Genomic DNA, 20,461 nt, shown 5'->3' on the forward strand with positions numbered 1-20,461 from the left:
AGTAGCAGCTCGATCAGTGAACGAAACGCGCAATCACATCGCGGTACGAGCGGCTGACTTTCACCTGCGCGCCTGAATCGAGCACGAGGAAGCATTCCCCGTTGGTATGCGGCTTGACCTGGCGGACCTGGTTCAGGTTGACGATGGTCGAGCGATGGACGCGCTGGAACACGCGCGGGTCGAGCCGGCGTTCAAGGTCCTTCATCGTCTCGCGCAGGATCAGCGAATTGTCGGCCGTGCGGATGCACATGTAGTCGCCGGCCGCCTCGATATGCTCGATACTGTCCACGTCGATGCGGAAGATCTGGCCGCGATCCTTGATGTTGATCAGCTTTTCGTAGCGATCGGCGTTGGGATCGGTTTCCTCGGGCATCGCCTCGACCGCGTCGGGGGCGACTTCGGCCAGCACGTTCTTCAGCTTCTCCGCCTCATCGGCAGAACGCTTCTCGGCGATGCGCTGGCGCACGCGGGCAAGGGTATCGTCGAGCTTCGATTCCTCGACCGGCTTCATCAGGTAGTTCACCGCGTTCGCCTCGAAGGCGCGCACGGCGTGTTCCTGATAGGCGGTGACGAAGACGAAGAGCGGCGGCTCGATCTCCATGACGCCCTTGACCACCGAGAACCCGTCGAAACCGGGCATCTGGATGTCGAGGAACACGAGGTCGGGCTTTTCGGTCTTGATCTTGCGGATCGCTTCGCGTCCGTTCGAACAGGTATCGATGATCTCGACGTCCGGATACTTTTCAAGGCGCAACTGAAGGCCCTGAATCGCGAGTTTCTCATCATCGACGAGGATGGTGCGGATGGTCATCTGGTTCGTTCTCCGGGCCCCATAACGCATGAGACCCAAAATTGTTTCATTGTGCAGCCATTGCGGCAAACCGAGGGGCTTCCGGGACGACCTCTGCTGCTTCGCGGCGCTCGACAGGAATTTCGATCAGGACGGCAAAACCGCCTTCGATCGGCTCGACAGTCTCGAATCGGTGATGTTCGCCATAGGCCTGGGACAGGCGATCACGGATATTGGACAGACCAACGCCCGTGGAGACGGGCTCACCTCCATCGTATGACATACCCGACAACCTGTTGTCGGTGGTGGGGCTTTGCAAGCCGGGGCCGGTGTCCGAAACGGTAATGCGAAGCATGGAGCCGACGAGTTGCGCGGAAATGGTGATTTCCGCCCCGCTCTCCTGCGGCGTCACTGCATACTTGATGGCATTTTCGACCAGCGGCTGGAGCAGCAGCGAGGGCAGCAGACAGGATTCGGTCGCCGGGTCGATATGGAAGGTGGTCCGCAAGCGCTCTTCGAAACGCATGCGCTCGATATCGAGATAGAGCTTGAGCGTCTCCACCTCCTGCGCAACCGTCACCCGCGCGGAAGGCTTGTTGACCAAGGTGTAGCGCAGAAACGACGAGAGGCGCGAGAGCATGGCATTGGCCGGCTCCGTCTGCTTGAGCAGCACCAGGGTCGAGATCGAATTGAGCGTGTTGAACAGGAAGTGAGGGTTTAGCTGGTAGCGCAGCATCGCCAGCTGCGCCTGGGTCGCCTGGTTCTCCAGCCGGATCAGCTGGTCGTTCTGCTCCTCGATCTGGAGATAGAAGTTGATCGCGTAATACAGCGCGGACCAGGCTCCGAGCAGGGTGGCGTCGAGATAGAACACGCCGAGGAACAACTGGGTAAAGGTCGCGTCGCTGTCCGAACGGTACAGCGAAATGACCCAGGCATCGATGAAGGCATTCAGGCCGACCGCAAAGGGCAGGATCAGCGCGGTCATGCCCCAGGTCACCAGCGCCCGGCGGGTGATCAGGGTGCGGTAGATCACCGAGAGCACCAGCGAGATCGAGAAGCCGGTGATCGTGGCGATCAGGACGAGGACGAGGAACGACAGGCGCTGGTCGTTGGCGATCGCCGACATCGTGCGCAGCAGCATGGCGCCGCCCCAGCCGAGCGCCTGCAGGCGCCAGAAGGCCTTGTCCTTGTCGGCGAAGAACGGAATGGGCTGGATCGGCAGGACGCTCATGTCCGTTTCCTAGCCCAGTTCAGCGCAAAGCTGAACAATCCCGTGCGACGGGATGTTCCGTTTATCAACTCCCCCGAGCGTCGGCGACCGCATTGGAGAGCTGATCGATACCCACGGCGCCCGAAATCAGGCGATCGCCCGCGATCCAGCTCGGCGTTCCGCCGAAGCCGAGATTGCCGGCAGTTTCGTAATTACGCTGGATTTCCGCTGCCACGTCCTTGCTTTCGGCCACCTTGCGGGCGCGCTCCATGTCGAGGCCGACGGCCCTGGCCGTCGCCTCGATGGTCTGCGGGTCGAGCTGTCCGGCTGCGAACATGGCATCGTGGAATTCGGCAAACTTGCCCTGCTCTGCCGCGGCGAGGGCCATCTTGGCCGCTTCCGGGCTATGCGGGCTGATGATCGGCAGTTCGCGGATGACGATGCGCAGGTCGGGGTTCTTCTTCACCAGCTCGATCACGTCGGGCAGGCTCGCGCGGCAATAACCGCAGGCATAGTCGCTGAATTCGACGAGCGTGACCTTGCCCTGGGGGTTGCCCAGCACCGCGCCGGGGAAGGGCGTTTCCACCGATTGGCGGACGCCCGCCAGCTGCTTGCTGCTCTGCTGGTTCTGGAGGTTCTCCATCGCCTGCGGCAGGATCTCGGGATGCTCGAGGATATAGTCGTGCACCACGCTCTCGATCGCCATGCGCCCGCCGAACCAGCCGCCGACACCGAGCACCGCGATCAGCACGGCGAAAAATGCGTACTTCATGCCTGTAGCCATTCGTAGATCCTGCCTCGTTGCGGCAAAGCGCGCCGCCGCTTTCTTCGCGCTGTCCTAGCGGCGCTTCTTCTCGCGTTCCAGTTCGGCGCGCGCCTGCATTTCAATATCCTGCGCGCGGATCCAGTCCGGCGTGCCCGTCGGCAGGCCTGCCTCGGCCGCCTGTGCGCTCATCAGCGCCGCATTCATGTTACCCGACAGCACCTGCTGCTCCGCGCTGGCGAGCCGCGCGCGCGGCATATCGCCCTTGGCCGCGTAGATCACGCCGAGCTGGTACCAGGTGAACGGATTCTCGCGGTCGCGAGCCACGGCATTGCGCAGCACCCGTTCGGCCTCCTTGAAGTTCGACGGGTCCTCGGTGGCGATCAGGGCGTGACCGAAGAGGGTGGCGATCAGCGGCTGGTTGCCGGTCAGTTCGGTCGCCTTGCGCAGCGGCGCGAGCGCCTCCTGCGGACGGCCCGATTCCAGCATGATCTGGCCTTCCAGCTCCAGGAAATACGGATCTTCGGGATCGGCCTTGATCAGCGCGTCGGTCTCCGCCGTGGCGAGATCGAACTGCGCGTCCTTGTGATAGGCATAGGCGCGGGCATAGTGGGCGGGAATGGAATTGTCGGTCAGCGGGTACCGGCGCAGGACGTCCTTGGGTTCGGCGAGATAGCCGAACAGCTTCGCCTTCATCCGCATGAACCGCTGCTGCAGCTTGGGATCGTCCGGCTTGGTCCAGGCCGGGTCCTTCTCATAAGTATCCTGCAGCGTCTGGATACGGTCACCGGTGAGCGGGTGGGTGCTGTAGAACTCGTCGCCGTCCTTGGGCCGGTAGCCGTAGCGGAATTCGAGGTTCTGCAGCTTCTTGAAGAATTCGACCGAGCCACGGCCACTTATCCCGGCTGTCGACAGGTACTGCGCCCCGGCAGCGTCGGCCGACGCTTCCTGCGAGCGGTTGTAGGCGAGGTACTTGCCCATGGCCGCCTGCTGCCCGGCCATGATCACGCCCATCGCCGCCTCACCGCCACCGGCCGCGGCAGCAGCCGCGCCAAGGAGAAGCGAAAGCAGCGAGATATTGGTTGCACTGCTCGCACCGAGATTGAGTACCGCGTGCCCGCCGGTCACGTGGCCCAGCTCGTGAGCGATCACGCCCTGCACTTCGCCCGCGGTATCCGCCTCATTGATCAGGCCGCTGTTGACGTAGACGGCCTGTCCGCCCGCAACGAAAGCATTCACCGAAGGGTCGTTGACGAGGACGATGTCGACATTGGCCGGATCGAGGCCCGATGCCTTGACCAGCGGCGTCGCCATGTCCTTGAGCAGGGCCTCGGTCTCCGCATCGCGCAGGATCGATTGCGCCGCAGCGGGCGCAGCCGCCCAGCCCAGCAGGGCCAGAAAGGCAAGGAGCCTCATCAGGGGGACGGCAAATCGCTCTAACGGCATCGTCTCTCTTGGAACCTTTTTGGCCTTAACCCCCGCTGAAGCGCCAGGGTCAGGCCCGTTGTCGCACGGGATGCGCCCAGCCTAGCGGGCACCCGTGCCGTTTCCAAGAGCGGCGCAGGCCATGCACCGGGCGAATGCCCCGACGCGGTGCCTATCCGAGAATCTGGCGAGCGGCGCGGTCCAGAAGCGCCTCGTCGTCGCAGACTTCGCCGAGCAACACCACTTCGCCCGATTCCAGTCGCCGTGCGACGATGACCGTGAACTCGCTTTCGCGGGCGACCTCCTCGATCGGCTTGGGATCGAGGCAACGCAGTCCCTCGATCAGGGTCTCGTGGCGCGACAGCGGCCCGCTGCCCTTGCCGCTTTCCTCGCGGCGCAGACGGCGCTCTTCCCTGACGAGGCCCTTGAGTCCGCCCGGCGCATCGGACAGGAATGCCCCAAGCGTCCCGCATTCGAGGCCGAGGCGGCGGCCATGGGCAATGACGGTCGCGAATTCGGTCAGGCGGGTCTTGTCGTAGTCGCTGCCGAAGACGAGCTTGACCAGCGGAATCAGCGGCGCGCGGTCCTGCACCTTGAGGCCGGCATCCTCCACGAGTTCGGCGAAATCTTCCGGCGCGCCTTCGGCGGCGAGGGCGAAGTCGTAGGCAAGGCCGATCGCCTCGTAGAGAGCGTGGCGCGAACGTTCTTCGCTGCTGCGCGCGAGCATCGCCTGCTCGCGGGCCGAGGCAAGCCAGTCGCCCAGTTCCATCTCGCGATGGACGGACGGCATCGGCGCATCTTCGAAATAGTCCTCGTCGATCTCGTAACCCTCGAGCGACAGGTCCATCCCGGCCGGCCCTTCGACCGGTTCGACCATGCCGAGATCGAGCGGGCCGTCGGCCCAACCGGTCAGCGGCATCGTGCTGCGCAGCATGGCCGGGCGCGATTCGACCGCTTCGTCGATCTGCTTCATCAGCGCATCGGTGCTGGTCTGGTCGGCCAGTTCCTTCCAGTTGATCACGCCATAGATGTGATCGATCTGGTCGTCGTTGCGCGAGAAGGGCAGGAGAATGCCGCGATAGAGAATCGTCGCGCCGCGCTGGTTGACGAATTCCGCCTCGAAACCGATCGGCGCCTGGTTCGCAATGATCTGCATGTAGTGATCGGTGATGCGTGACAGCAATGAGCGGGTGGGGACCTGGCTCAGGGTGCGAATCGCGCCGGTCGTGCCGCATTCGTCGGCCAGTTCCGCGCCGAGATAGACGACCGCCGGATCGTCGACTCCATGGGTAAAGTCGAGCAATACGCTATAGGGTCCGAAATCGCCGAGGCTTTCCGGATCGAGGTCGGCAATGTCCGGAAACTGGCGGTTATCCAGCAGACTCGCCCAGAAATTGTAGGCGCGCACCTGCATGCGCCGTTCATCCTTGCCGATGATGGCGGGCGGCTGCCGGCCGCTGTCCTGTTCGTGGCAGGAGCCCTCCTCGGGCTGGTCCTCTCCAGAAAACTGACCGCGCAAACTGTCCATGCGGAAATCCCCAGCAAGTCGAATTGATCTCCCTTCTGGCGCAACATGGTAAATTAACGCTTAAGTTGCGCCATTGTCTCCGGCCGGCGCCTGCAAGCTGCCGCGAACACGCGATTTTTCCTTCTCAGCACATGGCCCGATACCTGCTTATAGCGAGGTACCAATCAATGCATATGTACTACCTTTAACATGGTACCTTGCATCACATAGTAGCTTGCGATATACACTGGGCATCCGCAGGAGTTGATTCGATGTCCGAAATCGAAATCCAGTTGAAGAAAGGGGTGCTTGGGCTGTGCGTCCTGGCACTGCTGTCGCGCGGTGACAGCTACGCCTACGAAATCGCGAGCCGCATGGCCGACGCGGTCGATATGGGCGAAGGCACGATCTACCCGCTCATGCGCCGCATGCAGTCGGAAGGTCTGGTGACCACCTACCTCGAGGAATCGCCCTCGGGTCCGCCGCGCAAGTACTACCGCATCACCGATACCGGTCGCGAACGCCTGTCAGAACAGGTTGGCGACTGGCGTACCTTCACCGCCGCCGTGAACGGCCTCATCCTCGGCAGTGAAGCGCCGATGGAGGAAGGGGAGACCAGCCATGAAGCGTAACGAGTTCATCAAGCGCCTGAAGGCCGGCCTCAAGGGCATGCCTCAGGAAGACATCGCCGAAATCGTCGCCGACTACGAAGAGCATTTCGACGCCGGCGCCGCAGACGGCCGCAGCGAGGAAGAAGTCGCCGCAGCCCTCGGCAATCCTAGCCGCCTGGCCCGCGAACTGCGCTTCGAGGCCGGTTTCCGCAACTGGGAAAGCGCCCGCTCGCCGTCTTCGGCATGGTCCGCAATCCTGGCCTTCATGGGCCTGGCAACGATCGACATCCTGATACTGCTGCCGGTCGTCCTGCCGGTCATCGGCGTCGTGTTCGGCCTGTTCGTGGCGGTTCTGGCGATCTTCGTTTCCGGTGGCTTCGTGCTGATCGCCGGACCCTTCAGCGGCTTTCCCGGCGGCTGGCTGGTCGCGATCCTCGCAGGACTGGGCATGATGAGCGCCGCGGTCGCGGCTGGCGCGCTGCTGATGCTGATCAGCATCGGGATCGTCAATGCCCTCATGTGGTTCGGCCGCCTGCACTACCGGGTGATCGAGCCTGCCATCCACGCAGAAGACTGAAAAGACGAAGGAAGGAGAAACTGAGATGCTCAGGAAACTGCTCATCGTATTCGCCAGCGGCGTGATCCTTTCGATCGTCGCATTCGGCTCGGCATGGGTCATCGGCGGTGAGAAACTGCGCAAGGACGTCGCCGAAGGCCATGGCTGGACTTGGACCATCGGCGACGAGGACGAGGACCGGGGGCCCGACAAGACCCGCAAGTTCGCCGTCGAGCCCGGCGCCAAGCTGGCCATGGAAATCCCGGTCCAGCTCACTTTCACCCGTGGCGATACCTCCGAGATGGTCGTCACCGGCCCGCAGAAGATCGTCGACCGCCTGACCTGGGTGGACGGTCGCCTCGGCATCGAGGGCAAGTACCGCTCCAGCCGCGGCATCAAGGTCCGGATCACCGCGCCCGAGATCAACGGCCTCGACCTCGACGCCCCGGGCGACGTGACTCTCGCCGGTCTCGACCAGGAGAAGTTCACGCTGCGCTCGGAAGGCGCGGTCGATCTCGATGCCAAGGGCCGCGTGCGCAAGCTGGTCATCACTTCGGCCGGCGCCGGATCGATCGACGTCGGCGAAGTCGATGCCGAAGACGCCGTGGTCCGCATCGACGGCGTGGGTGACGTCACCGTGGGCGCGAGCAACCTGATCGATGTCGTGATCAACGGTGCAGGCCACGTCAGCCTGGTCCGCAAGCCTGCGACCCTGCGCAGCCAGATCAACGGCGTCGGCTCGGTCGACCACGACTACTGAGAACACCGGAAGGGAGGAGCCTTCCGCCGCCAGGCATCCCCCGGCCAAGCGGCGGTCGATCCACGAAGAAGGCCGCATCGTCATGGGACGGTGCGGCCTTCTTCTGTGAGTCCGTCTGCAGGCGCGCCCGGCGCCCTGGAAACTCAGTGCACCGGTGGATCGACAGGGGGCACGGCATGAACCGGCGCCACCGGCTCGTCGCTCTCACGCGGCGGCATCGCGTTTTCCGGTACCTCGCGAATCTGCATGTCCGGCGTGGCGACGTGTTCGAGATTGCGGGCGGTGACCCGGATCTCGTCGCCGTCGATCAGGATCTCGTTGAAACTCGGCGGGGTGGAGCGGATGCGGCGCGAGAGCGTACCGGCACCGATCATGCGCAGCGGTCCGCGCGCGGTCTGCTGGAGAAGATCGAAAGGATCGTGAATATGCCCGGTCAGGATCGCGGCTACCTTGCGCTCGGCCAGGGCCTCCATCGCCTGCGTCCCGTCGATGGTCAGGCGTTTGCCGCTCGGCGCGCGTTCGGTCAGCGGGTGATGCGCCGTAACAAGGATGCGCGTTCCGGCAGGATGGGCATCGATGGCGGCCAGAGTCTCCTCGAGCGCCCTTGGTGTCACCCACCCGTTCGACCAGGGAAAACGCCACTGCGCCCGCGTCGCCGTCTTGAGCGGAACGATGGCAAGATCGGGCAGGTCCAGCTGCGCCTCGACCATGCGTTCGATCTTGTGAAACCGCTTGTAGGGCGTGGTAAAACGCTCGAGCAGGTTGAAATAGGGCATGTCGTGATTGCCGACCTCGACCGTGACCGGCACGTCGAGCGCGGAAATCCAGTCGGTTGCCGCCGCGAACTCGCGATGGCGCGCGCGCATCGTCAGGTCGCCGGTGATGGCAACCGCATGCGGCTTTTCGCGGGCAATGCACTGCTCCACCCAGGCGAGAGCGTCGCGGTCTTCCAGTCCGAAATGGATGTCACTGAGATGGAAGAGCTTGATCGGACCGGAATACATGCTCGAGACCTTACCGTGCATCGGCGGTTGCCAACAGGTCTACTTCGCAATTGGCCAGACTGAACTGGTCCGCGGTTCCCCCGTCGAAGGGTTCGCCGTCGATCAACAGGCCCATGGGTTCTCCCTCGGGGCAAACGAGCCGGATGGTTTCGTGAATGCCCAACCGGTCGTGCGGGCCATCGCGAAAGTTTCGATTGAGCAGCGCGATACCCTGCCCGGCGAAATCGCCAAGCGTCTCGGCATAATAGCCTTTTACTTCGAGGCCGGAGTCATGCGGGTTCACGGTGATCGCCGCATAGCCTTCCTCGCGCCCGCAGTCGACACCTTCGCAGACCACCTTGGGTGCGCTTGTGGAATGGGCGATCGCTTCGCGCGTGGCCGTCACGACTTCCAGGATGCTGGACGAGCGGATTGCCTCGCGCACTTCGTTCCAGATCGCACCCGGCCCGGCCAAGACGCCGGTCAGCCCTTCACCATGGCGCGAACGGATGACGCTCGGCCGGACGCGGCGGGCCTTGCCCCTTGCGAGCCTTTCGACGATCTGCGTCGCGGGGACGTCGCCGTGCAGGCGCTTGGACAGCAGGTTCATCGTGCCGCCCGGCAGGACCAGCACCGCGCCGTTCCAGCCATAAGCCCTGGTGACGACGGTATGGGTGGTCCCGTCACCGCCGAACACCAACAGCAGATCCACGCCCTGGGCATCGAGTTCTTCGGGAGTGGGCGCGCTTTCGTCCGGGAAGCGGATACGCCGGGCCGGCGGCATGCCCGCGTTGTCCAGCGCGCTAACCAGTTCGGCAACGGCTTCATCGTCATTGCTGCCGCTCGCCGCGTTACAGACCAGCCAGGTTTTCTTTGCGTTTCCCATGCAGCAAAAAACCGGCCGGCTGCCCCGCGGTTCCCGTCACACCTTGCCGCTGTAGATGAGCCATGCGGAAAAGCCGTTGAGCACGGTGTAGAGCGCATAGACCCAGGCCCAGCCGGAAGACCCCGCCGCGGCCATGACCATCGCGCCCAGCAGCATTGCGAATTCGACGATCAGGCTGAGACGTCCCCCCAGCGGCTGAAAGAACCAGGGCACGTGCGCAAGCATGGGGTGGCCGCTTTCCAGAACAGCCTTGTGCGCAGCGAAGTTGAGTACGCCCAGGCAAAAGACGATGATCAGGCCCACCATTGCCGTCACACTCTACATCGCGCGCAGCGAACTTGCCAGCACATGCACGAATCACAGGGCCGATTCACGGGCCTGAAGGCAGATTACCGGCAGATTGGACGGTTTTTCCGGGGACCGACGCTCGCCGTTCGTCGGCTGCATATGTCGTTCATCCAAGTTGCAGGCCTTTCGTCGAAGTCGAACGACCCGCGGTCGAGGTGCGCGTGAAGCCCGCGGGAATCGGGGGCAGAACAATCTCATCGAGCCGCCCGGAACACTTTCCGCCCTGGCTCAGACCCGAGGAGGAAATCACGATGTTCACGACTACCCCGATCGCCGCCGCCGCACTTCTTGGCCTTGCCCTGACCGCGGCCCCGTCCTTCGCCAGGGACGTCGAGGTCCGCTATGCCGATCTCGACCTGGCTTCGGTCGAAGGCCAGCAGACCCTGGAACGCCGCATCGATCGCGCCGCCCGCAGCGCCTGCGAATACGATCGTTACGACACCGGTTCGCGCATCCACTCGCGTGAGAAGATCCAGTGCTACCGCAAGGCCCTGGAAAGCGCGAAGACGCTGATGGCGAGCAAGATCGAAGCCGCTCGGGAATCGCAGCTCGGCGGCTGAGGCCTATGCCTTCCGAACCAACGAGGTCCCAAAAAAATAAGACCCGGAAAAACGCCTGCGGCGGGCTTTGCGGCCCGCCGTTTTTCTTTGCGCATCCCACAACGGCAGGAAACCGGGACGTAAGGCTCAGCGGCCCGCCATCTTCTTGACTGCGGGCAGGTAGGTCCGGCCAATCCGCAAGGCTTCACCGTCGCCGGTTTCTGCCGACCACACGCCCAGCCCCTCATGCTTGAGACCCATCACGAAATCGCGGCGCAGGATGCAGCTGCGGTGGATGCGGATAAAGTGCTCCGGATCGAGCTTCTGCTCGAGGCTGGTGATGGTCTGTAGCAGCAGGTAACTCTGCCCCGGCACATGCAGGCGCACGTAGTCGCGCTCTGCATCGATGCGCTGCACGTCGCTTGCCGGGATCCGCACCAGTTCGGAGCGGTGAGGCACCCAGAATTCCTCGAGCCACTCGCTCGGCGGGGCATTGCGTTCACCGCGCCTTGCCATGACCCGCCCGATGGCGCGTTGCAGCCGATCGGGCGCAACCGGCTTGAGCACGTAGTCGACCGCATCGAGATCGAAGGCCTCGACCGCAAACTCGTCATGCGCCGTCACGAAGATCACCGCAGGCGCGTCCGCCTTGCCCGACAGCCTGCGGGCGACGGTGAGACCGTCGGTTTCCGGCATCGTCAGGTCCAGCAGCACGAGATCGGGCCTGAGCGCCTCGATCAGACGCAGCGCGGCTTCGCCATCGCTGGCCGTACCGGTCACGGTAATCCCGTCCATGCGCGCACAGATCACCTGCATGCGCTCTACCGCGAGAGGTTCATCATCGACGATCAGCGTTTTCAGTGGGCCTTGCGCAGCGCCGTTGCCCGCATCCATTTCAGCCACGGCGATGCTCCAGCGGCATTCTCAGGACCGTGGCGAAGCCGCCATCGGCCGTCTTTCCGAAATCGATGCTGCCCGCGCTGCCATAGCGGGCCCGCAGCCTGTCACGGACATTACCCAGGCCGATTCCGCAGCCTTGCGTCTTGCCCGCTTCGATGCCGGGACCGTCGTCGCTTACCGAAATCACCAGTTCTTCCCCTTCCCGATGCGCAGCGATGGCGATCGTCACCGGCTTCTGCGTGGCGGCGACCGCGTACTTGACCGAGTTTTCGACCAGCGGCTGGAGGATCATGCCCGGCACCTTCGCATCGACGACGGCATCGTCAATATCGATCTTCGTCAGCAAACGATTGGGAAAACGCACCGCCTCGATGGCGAAGTATAGCTGCTGCAGCTCGATCTCTTCAGCCAGCGGCAGATCGCCGGTCGGATCGCCCGACAGGGTGCGCCGGTAAAACGTGGAAAGCGTCTGGATCATCGTTTCGGCATCGTCCTGCCTGCCAGTCATGACCAGCGCCGAAAGCGAGTTGAGCGTGTTGAACAGGAAGTGCGGATTGACCTGATAGCGCAGCGAGCGCAGCTCCGCCGCCTCTGCCGCGCGGCGATATTCACCCTCGCGCCGCTCGGCCGCGCGGGCTTCCTCCGCCTTGGCCAGCGCGAAGTACAGCGCTGCCCAGGCCAGGACGAGGAAATAGCGCCCGAATGCGGTGTCGGCGATCCCGGCCCAGCGCTTGAACGCAGCATCCTTGGGCATTTCGGTGTGAATGGTGATGGCGGATTCGCCGTTATCGCGCCGGGTGGGGTGCACCTGCACATCGGGGACCGCCTCTTCTCCCGCGGCCCCGGTGCCCTCGTCTCCGGGCCCGCCGGTTTCGCGCAGGTTTGGCAGGTCGACCAGGATGTTTCCGGCCTCGTCCCGCGAAATGCGCACGTTGCCCTTTTGCGTCGTCACCGACGTCTCGTGCTTGCCGCCCTGGTCCTCGTCATATTCGATGTCGGAGAAGATCGTGTTGTTGATCAGGCTGAGGACCAGCGACAGGGGCAGGGCACCCACCAACACCACGGCCAGCCGCACCCCCGCGGACTTGCGGTCGAGCATCTGCAGCAGCGGCCACACCGCCACCATGACCAGCATGGACAGAATGCAGATCGTCAGCCGGCGCGAGATGATCGGCCATACGAAATCGAAGCCGATCACCACGCCGCGCAGCGTCGCGACCGTGAAGTAGCACGCCCAAAGGGCCGCCAGCGACAGCAGCACCAGCCGCGCCGGAACCCGGGGTTCGTTGGAAAGATCCGTCATAACCGATCGGAATAGCGCGAAAGTTCCCTTTCGCGCCAGTTCCCCGATCGGATCCGGTGCGCCGTTCGTCGATGCACCGGATCCGGGGGCCTTTGCCTGCCGGAGATCAGTCGGCGAGCAGATGCTCCTTGGCGATCTTTTCCTTCCAGACCAGCGGGGCCAGCTGGTGGACGTTCTTGCCTTCGGAATCGACCGCAACGGTCACCGGCATGTCCTTGACGGTGAATTCGTAGATCGCTTCCATGCCGAGGTCGGCGAAGCCGACGACCTTGGCTTCCTTGATCGCGCGGGCGACGAGGTAGGCAGCGCCGCCGACGGCCATGAGGTAGGCCGACTTGTGCTTGGCGATGGACTCGGTGGCGGCAGGGCCGCGCTCCGACTTGCCGATGCTGGCGAGCAGGCCCTGGCCCAGCATCATGTCCATGAACTTGTCCATGCGGGTGGCGGTGGTGGGACCGGCCGGACCGACCACTTCCTCGCGCACCGGATCGACGGGGCCGACGTAGTAGATCACGCGGCCCTTGAACTCGACCGGCAGTTCCTCGCCCTTGGCCAGCATGTCCTGGATGCGCTTGTGCGCGGCATCGCGGCCGGTGAGCATCTTGCCGTTGAGCAGCAGGCGGTCGCCCTGCTTCCAGCTCTGGACGATTTCCGGGGTGAGCGTGTCGAGGTCGATGCGCTTTGCGCCGGCATCGGGAGCCCATTCGACCTTCGGCCAGTCGTCGAGGTTCGGCGTCTCGAGGAAGCTCGGCCCCGAACCGTCCAGCGTGAAGTGCGCGTGGCGAGTGGCGGCACAGTTCGGAATCATGGCGACGGGCTTGCCGGCGGCATGGCACGGCCAGTCCATGATCTTGACGTCGAGGATGGTGGCAAGGCCGCCAAGGCCCTGCGCGCCGATGCCCAGCGCGTTCACCTTGTCGAAGATCTCGATGCGCAGCGCCTCGATGTCGTTCTGGGGCCCGCGAGCCTTGAGCTGGGCCATGTCGATCGGCTCCATCAGGCTCTGCTTGGCAAGCTTGACGCAGTGTTCCGCGGTTCCGCCGATGCCGATGCCCAGCATGCCGGGCGGGCACCAGCCGGCACCCATCTGCGGAAGCATCTCGATCACCCAGTCGACGATGGAATCGCTGGGATTCATCATCTTGAACTTCGACTTGTTTTCAGAGCCGCCACCCTTGGCGGCAACGTCGACCGAGACCTTCGAGCCCGGGACCATGCTGACCGACAGAACCGAGGGGGTGTTGTCCTTGGTATTACGGCGGGTGAAGGCAGGATCCGCCAGCACCGAGGCGCGCAGCTTGTTCTCGGCATTGTTGTAGGCGCGGCGCACACCTTCATCGACCACTTCCTGCAAGCTGCGGTCGGATTCGAGGCGGCAGTTCTGGCCCCACTCGATGAAGACGTTGACGATGCCGGTGTCCTGGCAGATCGGGCGATGCCCTTCCGCGCACATGCGGCTGTTGGTCAGGATCTGCGCGATGGCGTCCTTTGCCGCGGGGCCCTGCTCCGCCTCGTAGGCGTCGCCCAGCGCGCGGATGTAGTCCATCGGGTGGAAGTAACTGATGTACTGGAGGGCGTCGGCAACACTCTCGATGAGGTCGTCTTCGCGGATTGTCACCATATCTGCCATGGAATTGCGCTCCCGGTTCGCGGAAATCGTGGATTTGCCGGTCCCCATACGGCGGGACGGGGTGATCGTCAAAGCGCTACGACAACTCGACGAGCGTATTGTCAAAGCGCTTGGCCTCGCAGGCGCCTTGTCCTAGAAGGCGCCCCACAAATGCCGAATTTGCAACCCATGCAAATGGCACGCATCGGCCCTGCAAGTATCGAGGGAACAGCACGAAATGACCTTGACCGAGGATCGGTCCGCCCCGTCCGCCCAGAATTCCGTGAGCGCGGCCCGTCGCGCCATGATCACCAGCCAGCTGCGCACCAGCGGCGTCAACGAGCCCTGGGTGCTCGCAGCGATGGCCGGCGTTGCCCGCGAGGACTTCGTTCCCGAAGCCATGCGCGATGCCGCTTATATCGACCGTGCGATCCCGCTGGGCAACGGCCGCTCACTGGCCGCACCGCTCGTCCAGGCCAAGATGCTGGCCGAAGCCGAACCGACCGCGCAGGACAAGGCCCTGCTCGTCGGCGATGGCGCCGGCTACCTCGCCGCGCTGCTGCGTCCGCTGGTCGGCACGCTCGATGCCGTGGATCCCGCCGAAGCCGGCGCCATGGCAGGTGAGGGTGGCTACACGCTCGTCGTGATCGACGGCGCAATCGAGGAACTGCCCGCAAATGTCGCCGCCCAGCTCGGCGAAGACGGACGCATCGTCACCGGCCTGATGACCCGTGGCGTTTCGCGTCTCGCTTCCGGCCGCAAGGCTGCAGGCGTGGTGTCGCTGCTCCCGCTTGCCGAGATCGGCATTCCTGCACTTCCCGAATTGGCGGCTCCGAAACGCTGGAGCTTCTGACCATGACCCGGTTCGTGTGGGGGCGCGCCGGGCTACTGTCGGGAATAGCCTGCATCGCAGCGATGCAGGCTCCGTCTGCGCGCGCCGACACGCTGCGTGAGGCTCTCGTCCTTGCCTATCAGACCAACCCGACGCTGCAGGCGGCCCGCGCCCAGCAGCGCGGCGTGGACGAAGGCGTGCCGATCGCCCGGGCCGCAGGCTTGCCGAGCGTCAGCGCGGATGGCCGCTACACCGAATTCGTGAAGCAGAGCAGCACGGCGTTCAACGCCCCGGACCGGGCGGTCAACGCCAACACGAACCTCAATGTGCCGATCTACTCCGGTGGCCTGGTCAAGAACCAGATCAAGGCCGCCAAGATCCGCGTTGAGGCCGGGCAGGCTTCCTTGCGCGGCTCTGAAAGTTCGGTCTTCTCCTCGGTGGTCGCGGCCTACATGGACGTCATCCGCAACGAGGCCATCGTGGGGCTGAACCATAACCAGGTCGACGTGCTCAAGGTCAATCTGCAGGCGACCAGCGACCGCTACGAGATCGGCGATCTGACGCGTACCGACGTCGCCCAGTCACAGTCGCGACTGGCCCTGGCGCAAAGCGACGCCCGCACGGCCGAAGCCAACCTCGCCGCCGCGCGCGAGACGTATATCCAGCTCGTCGGCAAGGCTCCGGAAGCGCTGGAGACGCCGCCGCCACTGCCGAACCTGCCTGACAGCCCGCAGACCGCGGTCGATCAGGCGCTGGAGCACAATCCGGACCTGATCGCCGCCCGCGAACGCACGCTCGCGGCGGAAAAGGACATTGACGTCGCCAGCGCCGGACGCTTGCCGAAGGTCAGCCTGTTCACCTCCGGTGCCTACAACAATTATCTCGGCACGCTGGTCAGCGGGGGGCAAGGTGGCGGCAGCGCAAGGCAGGCCGAAACGACTGCGCAGGCAGGCGCTTCGATCTCGATTCCGCTGTTCCAAGGCGGCCTGCCTGCCGCCCAGAGGCGCCAGGCGCAGGCCTCGGCCTCGACCGCGCTCGAGAACGAGATCGCCATCGAGCGCCAGGTCATCGCGCAAGTACGCTCCGCCTACACCTCGTGGATTGCCTCGAAGGACCTGATCCGTTCGACCCAGGTCGCCGTCGATGCGGCGAAGCTCAGCCTCGAAGGCGTGCGCGCCGAGAACACGGTCGGCAATCGCACGATCCTGGACATCCTCAATGCCGAACAGGAACTGCTCAATGCGGAAGTCCAGTTCGTCACTGCCAGGCGCAACGCCTATGTCGCCGGATTCTCCCTGCTTGCCGCGATGGGCCGCGCCGAAGCGCGCGATCTGAACCTCGACGGCGGGATTCTCTATGACCCCGAGGTCAACTACGAACGGGTCAAGGGCAAGATCTTCGACTGGGAGAACGATCCCGCTCCGGTCGCCCAATCGACACGAACCGTTGACACGCCGCTGCAGGACGGTGAAATTCCACAGAATTAAGCATGCGCAGCGAATCGGGGCCAAAGTGATTCGGCCGCGCGTGTGTCTGCCTTTGTCCTAAGGCATGCTAAGGGGCCTATACGATGCGTCAGAACGGTGAACCCTCGGTCGAGGAGATCCTGCAGTCGATCAAGCAGGTGATCGCGCGCGACAACCGCGCGGGCGCCAAGGTCGAACGCACGCGTCGCGCCACCGCCGGCGTCATCGAGCTTGAGGAAGAAGAGGACGAGGACCTCGAAGACGTCCTCGAGCTGCAGGAAACCGCCGAGCTGGAGCCCGATATGGACGAGGATAACGAGGAACCTTCGCTGATTCAGGACAATGTCCGCGCCTCGATGCGCGAATCCCTGGCAGCCCTGGCGATGCTTTCCGAACCCAGCGCCCCGCCGCAGATCGTGCGTTCGGGCGAAACCTCGCTGGAATCGCTGACCCGCGAACTGCTGCGCCCCGCACTTGCCGAATGGCTGGACAAGAACCTGCCTCCGCTCGTGGAGCGGATGGTCGCAGCCGAAATTTCGCGGATCGTCGGCAAGAAGGGCTGACGCTAAAGGTCCGATGCGACGACGCTCGCACTGGACCTGCGCCCCTTCGGTGCCTACTTGCCGTCCATGAGCAAGCACCGCCACGAACTCGAGAAGGCCGAAGAAGCCCTCGCCAAGGCGGGTGGCAATTCCATCGAACGCCACATCTTCATCTGCGCCGAACCGCAGAAAGGTGAATGCTGCAGCCCGGAAAAGGGCCAGGCGAGCTGGAAATACCTGAAGAAACGCCTCAAGCAGCTGGGCCTCGACGGCCCAAAGACGACCGAGGGCGGGGGCGTCGCGCGTACCAAGGCGGACTGCCTGCGCATCTGTTCATCAGGCCCGGTTGCCGTCGTCTGGCCGGACGGGGTCTGGTATCACTCCTGCGATGAGGACGTGCTGGAACGGATCATCCAGGAACATCTCATCGGCGGCACACCGGTCGAGGACTATCGCCTGCGTCCTGCGGCAAACTGATCGACTGACTCAGAGATCGGTTTCGTCTTCGAGCGGGTTGACGATCGATTCATCGTGGCCGGTTCCGCTGGACAGGAAAACGAGCCCCATCAGCGCCGAAGCCAGCAGCATCGTGAATCCGATTCCCAGCGCGGTCGCAATGTAGAGGTGGACCGAGACCATGCCGTTCGACCGGTAGAGGACAATCACCGAGCCCAGAACGAGGCCAACCGTGATCGTCATCATCCAGCGCATGATACGCCTGAACCGGTTCCAGGCGTGCGCCGCGTTGACCGGATCTTCGAGGGGGGAGCGTGGTATCATTGCGTCTCATTTGCGCCTTGTGGGCCCCTGTCGCAAGGGCCTCGTGACACGCAGCGCGATCTGTCTGTCGAAGTGGCTAGTCCCCGAAACCTGTGGTATTCTGCGCCTGCAAAGCAAAACGGGGAGAATACGACGATGACGATCGGGCGCATTATCGAAGGCCGCGATACTGTTCTTACCTGCCAGGTCAGCAACACGGTGCGCGAAGCCGTGGAAATACTGGCCGAACGTCGTATCGGTGCCTTGCCGGTCCTGGATGGCGAAAGCCTTGCCGGCATGTTCTCCGAACGCGACGTCATCTACCGCTTGCGCGAATTCGGTCCCAGCGTTCTCGACAAACCGGTCAGCGACGTCATGACGGCGCCTGCCGTCACCGTGGAATCCCTGACCTCGGTGATGACGGCACTGGCCATGATGACCCGGCGGCGCATCCGCCACCTGCCGGTCATGGACGGAGAGCGCATGATCGGCATGGTTTCGATCGGCGACCTCGTGAAATATCGCATCGACAAGGTGGAATCCGAAGCCGCGGCGATGCGCGACTATATCCAGATGGCCTGATCGCCGCCCAAACCGGACGATCAGCCGCAATTCCCTGTCCTGAGGCGCCGCGTCGGCTCTGCCCCGACGCCTTGCCGCACGGGGCAGGGACGCCTACATGCGGCATATGGACCAGCAGAATCTCACTCTCAGCCCTTCCGCCGCCGCGCGCGTGGCCACGATTGCCGCCAAGCAGGGCAAGGCCGCGATCCTGCGCCTTTCGGTCGAAGGCGGAGGGTGCTCCGGGTTCCAGTACAAGTTCGGCCTCGCCGATGCTCCCGAGAGCGAGGATTCGGTGACCGAAACCGACGGCGTGAAGCTGGTCGTAGATCCGGTCAGCCTCGATCTCGTCAGCGGCTGCATCGTCGATTACGTGGAATCCTTGGGTGGAGCGGCTTTCCGGGTGGAGAATCCCAACGCCGCCGCCGGATGCGGATGCGGATCGAGCTTCAGTATCTGAGCTTGACGAACCGGCGCCTGACTGCCGAGAAGGCGCCATGAAAATCGCAACCTTCAATATCAACGGCGTCAAGGCGCGCCTGCCCCGTCTACTCGAATGGCTCGAGGAAACCCGCCCGGCTGTCGCCTGCCTGCAGGAAATCAAGTCACAGGATGAAGGCTTCCCGATCGCCGAGTTCGAGAAGCTGGGCTACAAGGGCATCTGGCATGGCCAGAAAAGCTTCAACGGCGTGGCCATCCTTGCCGACGGCGAAGCGCCGGTCGAAGTCCAGCGGGGCCTCGACGGGGAGCCCGAGGACGATCATTCGCGCTATCTGGAAGCCGATGTCTTCGGCATCAGGATCGTGTGCATCTACTTGCCCAACGGCAACCCGGTGCCCGGTCCCAAGTTCGACTACAAGCTGCGCTGGATGAAGCGGCTGCGGGAACGCATGGCCGCAATCAAGGCCGAGGAAGTCCCCGCCATCGTCACCGGCGACTTCAACGTCATTCCGCACGACCGCGATATCTGGTCGCCGCCGGCCATGGCCGCGGACGCCCTCATGCAGCCGGAATCGCGCGATGCCTACTTCCGCCTGCTCGGCGACGGCTGGACCGACGCAATCGCCACCCACAACCCGCGCGGAGGCGTCTGGACCTACTGGGATTACCAGGCCGGGGCCTGGCAGCGCGACCACGGCTTTCGCATCGACCATGCCCTACTTTCGCCCGAACTGGCCGATCGTCTGGTCGCCTGCGGCGTCGACAAGGCGCATCGCGGCCGGGAGAAGGCCAGCGACCATGCACCGGTGTGGGTCGAACTGAGGAAGTGATGCGCGGGGCCCGCCCGAAGGGGCGGGCCGTCCGTCAGCGATAGAAGATGTGGTTGTCGACCTGAGCGAGGCGCTTGAGACGCCAGTTCGGCGACACGCGGGCGGCGTGGAAGAACAGCGCACCTTTGGCCGGGCTTTTCCAACTGCCGTCGATCGCGATGGTGGCGATGGCCAGCGCCCGGCGCCAGTCCTTTGAACGCTCACGGATCTTTGGCATGCGGTTGCCGCGCACGAAGGAAAACTGCGAGCGCTGGAACACGACGTCGCAGAAGTTGTCGGGAAAACGATCCGATTTGGTGCGATTGACGATCACCCGTCCGACGGCAAGCTGCCCTTCGAGCGATTCACCGCGCGATTCGAAATAGATCGCACCGGCAAGGCAACGCAGCTGCCTGCCGACTGCATCGGGCATGCTCTGCTCTGCAACAAGTTGCGCGAGGGTGTCGGCCTCGATGACCTGATCGTCGCTGTCGTCTTCCACTTCGATCCCGTCATCTTCGGACGGAAACGCCTGAATTACCGGTTCGGAGACGAAATTCACCTGGGGTTCCGGTTTCGCCAGGATCGGAACGATGTCCGACGTGGCTGCGCCCGACCCCTGGGCGCTGAACAATGCGGTAAACACCGTTGCGGTCAGCGCTATAGCGCTGGCCCACTGCAATTTAGTTCGCATCAAGCCTTGGTCTAAAGCGGTGGACCCATCTGATACAGGCTGAAACAGAATGCCGTTTCGGGCATTGAAGTTCTGTCAGCGCCTGCCGACGATCCCCCGGCTGCGTGCTAGCTGGTGTGGCCGAAATGCCTCCCGCGCCGCCTTCGCGTTTGCGGCCCCATTACCTT

The 20,461-nt window shown here is 63.9% G+C and carries 24 protein-coding genes; 11 read left to right on the forward strand and 13 right to left on the reverse strand.

The annotated features are described in order from the left end of the window. Window positions 1-13: 13 nt before the first annotated feature. The 5 genes from B5483_RS06975 to B5483_RS06995 form a co-directional block, all read right to left on the reverse strand. On the reverse strand, window positions 14-811 hold the full coding sequence (locus tag B5483_RS06975) for a LytR/AlgR family response regulator transcription factor (RefSeq protein WP_013834537.1): 798 nt from the start codon (window positions 809-811) through the stop codon (window positions 14-16). 46 nt (window positions 812-857) lie between these two features. Continuing rightward, on the reverse strand, window positions 858-2,021 hold the full coding sequence (locus B5483_RS06980) for a sensor histidine kinase (protein WP_054946418.1): 1,164 nt from the start codon (window positions 2,019-2,021) through the stop codon (window positions 858-860). A 64-nt stretch (window positions 2,022-2,085) separates the two neighbouring features. Beyond that, window positions 2,086-2,772 carry a DsbA family protein gene (locus tag B5483_RS06985; protein WP_054946417.1) on the reverse strand — a complete coding sequence of 229 codons (687 nt, stop codon included), beginning with the start codon at window positions 2,770-2,772 and terminating at the stop codon, window positions 2,086-2,088. Window positions 2,773-2,838: 66 nt separating this feature from the next. Then, entirely contained in the window at window positions 2,839-4,179 is a 1,341-nt protein-coding gene (locus B5483_RS06990) for a M48 family metalloprotease (protein ID WP_139383935.1), read from the reverse strand. A 181-nt stretch (window positions 4,180-4,360) separates the two neighbouring features. Beyond that, window positions 4,361-5,716: a PAS domain-containing protein gene (locus tag B5483_RS06995; RefSeq protein ID WP_079729930.1), complete on the reverse strand. Its 1,356-nt coding sequence runs from the start codon at window positions 5,714-5,716 to the stop codon at window positions 4,361-4,363. Between the two features lie 251 nt (window positions 5,717-5,967). On the opposite strand from B5483_RS06995, the gene B5483_RS07000 reads away from it, so the two are divergent. From B5483_RS07000 to B5483_RS07010, 3 genes are read left to right on the forward strand one after another with little or no spacing between them, the layout of a single operon-like run. Further along, window positions 5,968-6,327 carry a PadR family transcriptional regulator gene (locus B5483_RS07000; RefSeq protein ID WP_054946414.1) on the forward strand — a complete coding sequence of 120 codons (360 nt, stop codon included), beginning with the start codon at window positions 5,968-5,970 and terminating at the stop codon, window positions 6,325-6,327. Beyond that, window positions 6,317-6,883 carry a DUF1700 domain-containing protein gene (locus tag B5483_RS07005; RefSeq protein ID WP_054946413.1) on the forward strand — a complete coding sequence of 189 codons (567 nt, stop codon included), beginning with the start codon at window positions 6,317-6,319 and terminating at the stop codon, window positions 6,881-6,883. Before B5483_RS07000 ends, B5483_RS07005 begins: the two co-directional genes overlap by 11 nt. Before the next feature lie 25 nt (window positions 6,884-6,908). Next, the gene (locus B5483_RS07010; RefSeq protein ID WP_079729931.1) at window positions 6,909-7,622 is read left to right on the forward strand and encodes a GIN domain-containing protein; all 714 of its coding nucleotides are present in this window, start codon (window positions 6,909-6,911) and stop codon (window positions 7,620-7,622) included. A gap of 143 nt (window positions 7,623-7,765) precedes the next feature. Here B5483_RS07010 and B5483_RS07015 read toward each other — a convergent pair whose 3' ends face one another. Genes B5483_RS07015 through B5483_RS07025 form a run of 3 tightly spaced genes read right to left on the reverse strand, consistent with a single transcriptional unit; the run spans window position 7,766 to window position 9,797 of the window. Further along, window positions 7,766-8,626 carry a metallophosphoesterase family protein gene (locus tag B5483_RS07015; RefSeq protein ID WP_054946437.1) on the reverse strand — a complete coding sequence of 287 codons (861 nt, stop codon included), beginning with the start codon at window positions 8,624-8,626 and terminating at the stop codon, window positions 7,766-7,768. A gap of 10 nt (window positions 8,627-8,636) precedes the next feature. After that, window positions 8,637-9,491, reverse strand: coding sequence for a diacylglycerol/lipid kinase family protein (locus B5483_RS07020; RefSeq protein WP_079729932.1), 855 nt, complete (start codon window positions 9,489-9,491; stop codon window positions 8,637-8,639). A 36-nt stretch (window positions 9,492-9,527) separates the two neighbouring features. Beyond that, window positions 9,528-9,797, reverse strand: coding sequence for a hypothetical protein (locus tag B5483_RS07025; RefSeq protein WP_054946410.1), 270 nt, complete (start codon window positions 9,795-9,797; stop codon window positions 9,528-9,530). A gap of 293 nt (window positions 9,798-10,090) precedes the next feature. Here B5483_RS07025 and B5483_RS07030 point away from each other — a divergent pair, with 293 nt between their 5' ends. Further along, window positions 10,091-10,399: a UrcA family protein gene (locus B5483_RS07030; protein WP_054946409.1), complete on the forward strand. Its 309-nt coding sequence runs from the start codon at window positions 10,091-10,093 to the stop codon at window positions 10,397-10,399. Between the two features lie 126 nt (window positions 10,400-10,525). Here the strand turns inward: B5483_RS07030 and B5483_RS07035 are convergent, their stop codons facing one another. The 3 genes from B5483_RS07035 to B5483_RS07045 form a co-directional block, all read right to left on the reverse strand. Next, window positions 10,526-11,272, reverse strand: a complete 747-nt coding sequence (locus B5483_RS07035) for a LytR/AlgR family response regulator transcription factor (protein ID WP_176168004.1) — start codon at window positions 11,270-11,272, stop codon at window positions 10,526-10,528. A gap of 1 nt (window position 11,273) precedes the next feature. Next, complete coding sequence (locus B5483_RS07040) at window positions 11,274-12,581, reverse strand: sensor histidine kinase (protein WP_054944615.1); 1,308 nt, start codon at window positions 12,579-12,581, stop codon at window positions 11,274-11,276. Window positions 12,582-12,687: 106 nt separating this feature from the next. Next, window positions 12,688-14,211: a fumarate hydratase gene (locus B5483_RS07045; RefSeq protein WP_176167972.1), complete on the reverse strand. Its 1,524-nt coding sequence runs from the start codon at window positions 14,209-14,211 to the stop codon at window positions 12,688-12,690. A 217-nt stretch (window positions 14,212-14,428) separates the two neighbouring features. On the opposite strand from B5483_RS07045, the gene B5483_RS07050 reads away from it, so the two are divergent. The 4 genes from B5483_RS07050 to B5483_RS07065 all read left to right on the forward strand — a co-directional run bounded on the left by B5483_RS07050 (window position 14,429) and on the right by B5483_RS07065 (window position 17,507). Next, window positions 14,429-15,043, forward strand: a complete 615-nt coding sequence (locus B5483_RS07050) for a protein-L-isoaspartate O-methyltransferase family protein (protein ID WP_079729934.1) — start codon at window positions 14,429-14,431, stop codon at window positions 15,041-15,043. A 2-nt stretch (window positions 15,044-15,045) separates the two neighbouring features. Next, the gene (locus B5483_RS07055) at window positions 15,046-16,509 is read left to right on the forward strand and encodes a TolC family outer membrane protein (RefSeq protein ID WP_079729935.1); all 1,464 of its coding nucleotides are present in this window, start codon (window positions 15,046-15,048) and stop codon (window positions 16,507-16,509) included. Window positions 16,510-16,592: 83 nt separating this feature from the next. Beyond that, window positions 16,593-17,051, forward strand: a complete 459-nt coding sequence (locus tag B5483_RS07060; protein WP_079729936.1) for a DUF2497 domain-containing protein — start codon at window positions 16,593-16,595, stop codon at window positions 17,049-17,051. Window positions 17,052-17,117: 66 nt separating this feature from the next. Next, window positions 17,118-17,507, forward strand: coding sequence for a (2Fe-2S) ferredoxin domain-containing protein (locus B5483_RS07065; protein WP_054944620.1), 390 nt, complete (start codon window positions 17,118-17,120; stop codon window positions 17,505-17,507). 9 nt (window positions 17,508-17,516) lie between these two features. Here B5483_RS07065 and B5483_RS07070 read toward each other — a convergent pair whose 3' ends face one another. Next, window positions 17,517-17,810, reverse strand: coding sequence for a hypothetical protein (locus B5483_RS07070; protein ID WP_054944621.1), 294 nt, complete (start codon window positions 17,808-17,810; stop codon window positions 17,517-17,519). A 135-nt stretch (window positions 17,811-17,945) separates the two neighbouring features. Between B5483_RS07070 and B5483_RS07075 the strand changes: the two genes are divergently transcribed. The 3 genes from B5483_RS07075 (at window position 17,946) to xth (ending at window position 19,621) form a co-directional block, all read left to right on the forward strand. Beyond that, the gene (locus B5483_RS07075) at window positions 17,946-18,371 is read left to right on the forward strand and encodes a CBS domain-containing protein (RefSeq protein WP_054944622.1); all 426 of its coding nucleotides are present in this window, start codon (window positions 17,946-17,948) and stop codon (window positions 18,369-18,371) included. A gap of 106 nt (window positions 18,372-18,477) precedes the next feature. Continuing rightward, window positions 18,478-18,810, forward strand: a complete 333-nt coding sequence (erpA, locus tag B5483_RS07080; protein ID WP_013834555.1) for an iron-sulfur cluster insertion protein ErpA — start codon at window positions 18,478-18,480, stop codon at window positions 18,808-18,810. 37 nt (window positions 18,811-18,847) lie between these two features. After that, the gene (xth, locus tag B5483_RS07085) at window positions 18,848-19,621 is read left to right on the forward strand and encodes an exodeoxyribonuclease III (RefSeq protein ID WP_054944623.1); all 774 of its coding nucleotides are present in this window, start codon (window positions 18,848-18,850) and stop codon (window positions 19,619-19,621) included. A gap of 34 nt (window positions 19,622-19,655) precedes the next feature. Here the strand turns inward: xth and B5483_RS07090 are convergent, their stop codons facing one another. Next, a complete protein-coding gene (locus tag B5483_RS07090; RefSeq protein WP_054944624.1) occupies window positions 19,656-20,294 on the reverse strand; it encodes a cell wall hydrolase in 639 nt (212 codons plus the stop codon). Window positions 20,295-20,461: the final 167 nt, after the last annotated feature.

Origin of the sequence: Novosphingobium mathurense, assembly GCF_900168325.1 — a bacterium.
Taxonomy (GTDB): Bacteria; Pseudomonadota; Alphaproteobacteria; order Sphingomonadales; family Sphingomonadaceae; genus Novosphingobium; species Novosphingobium mathurense.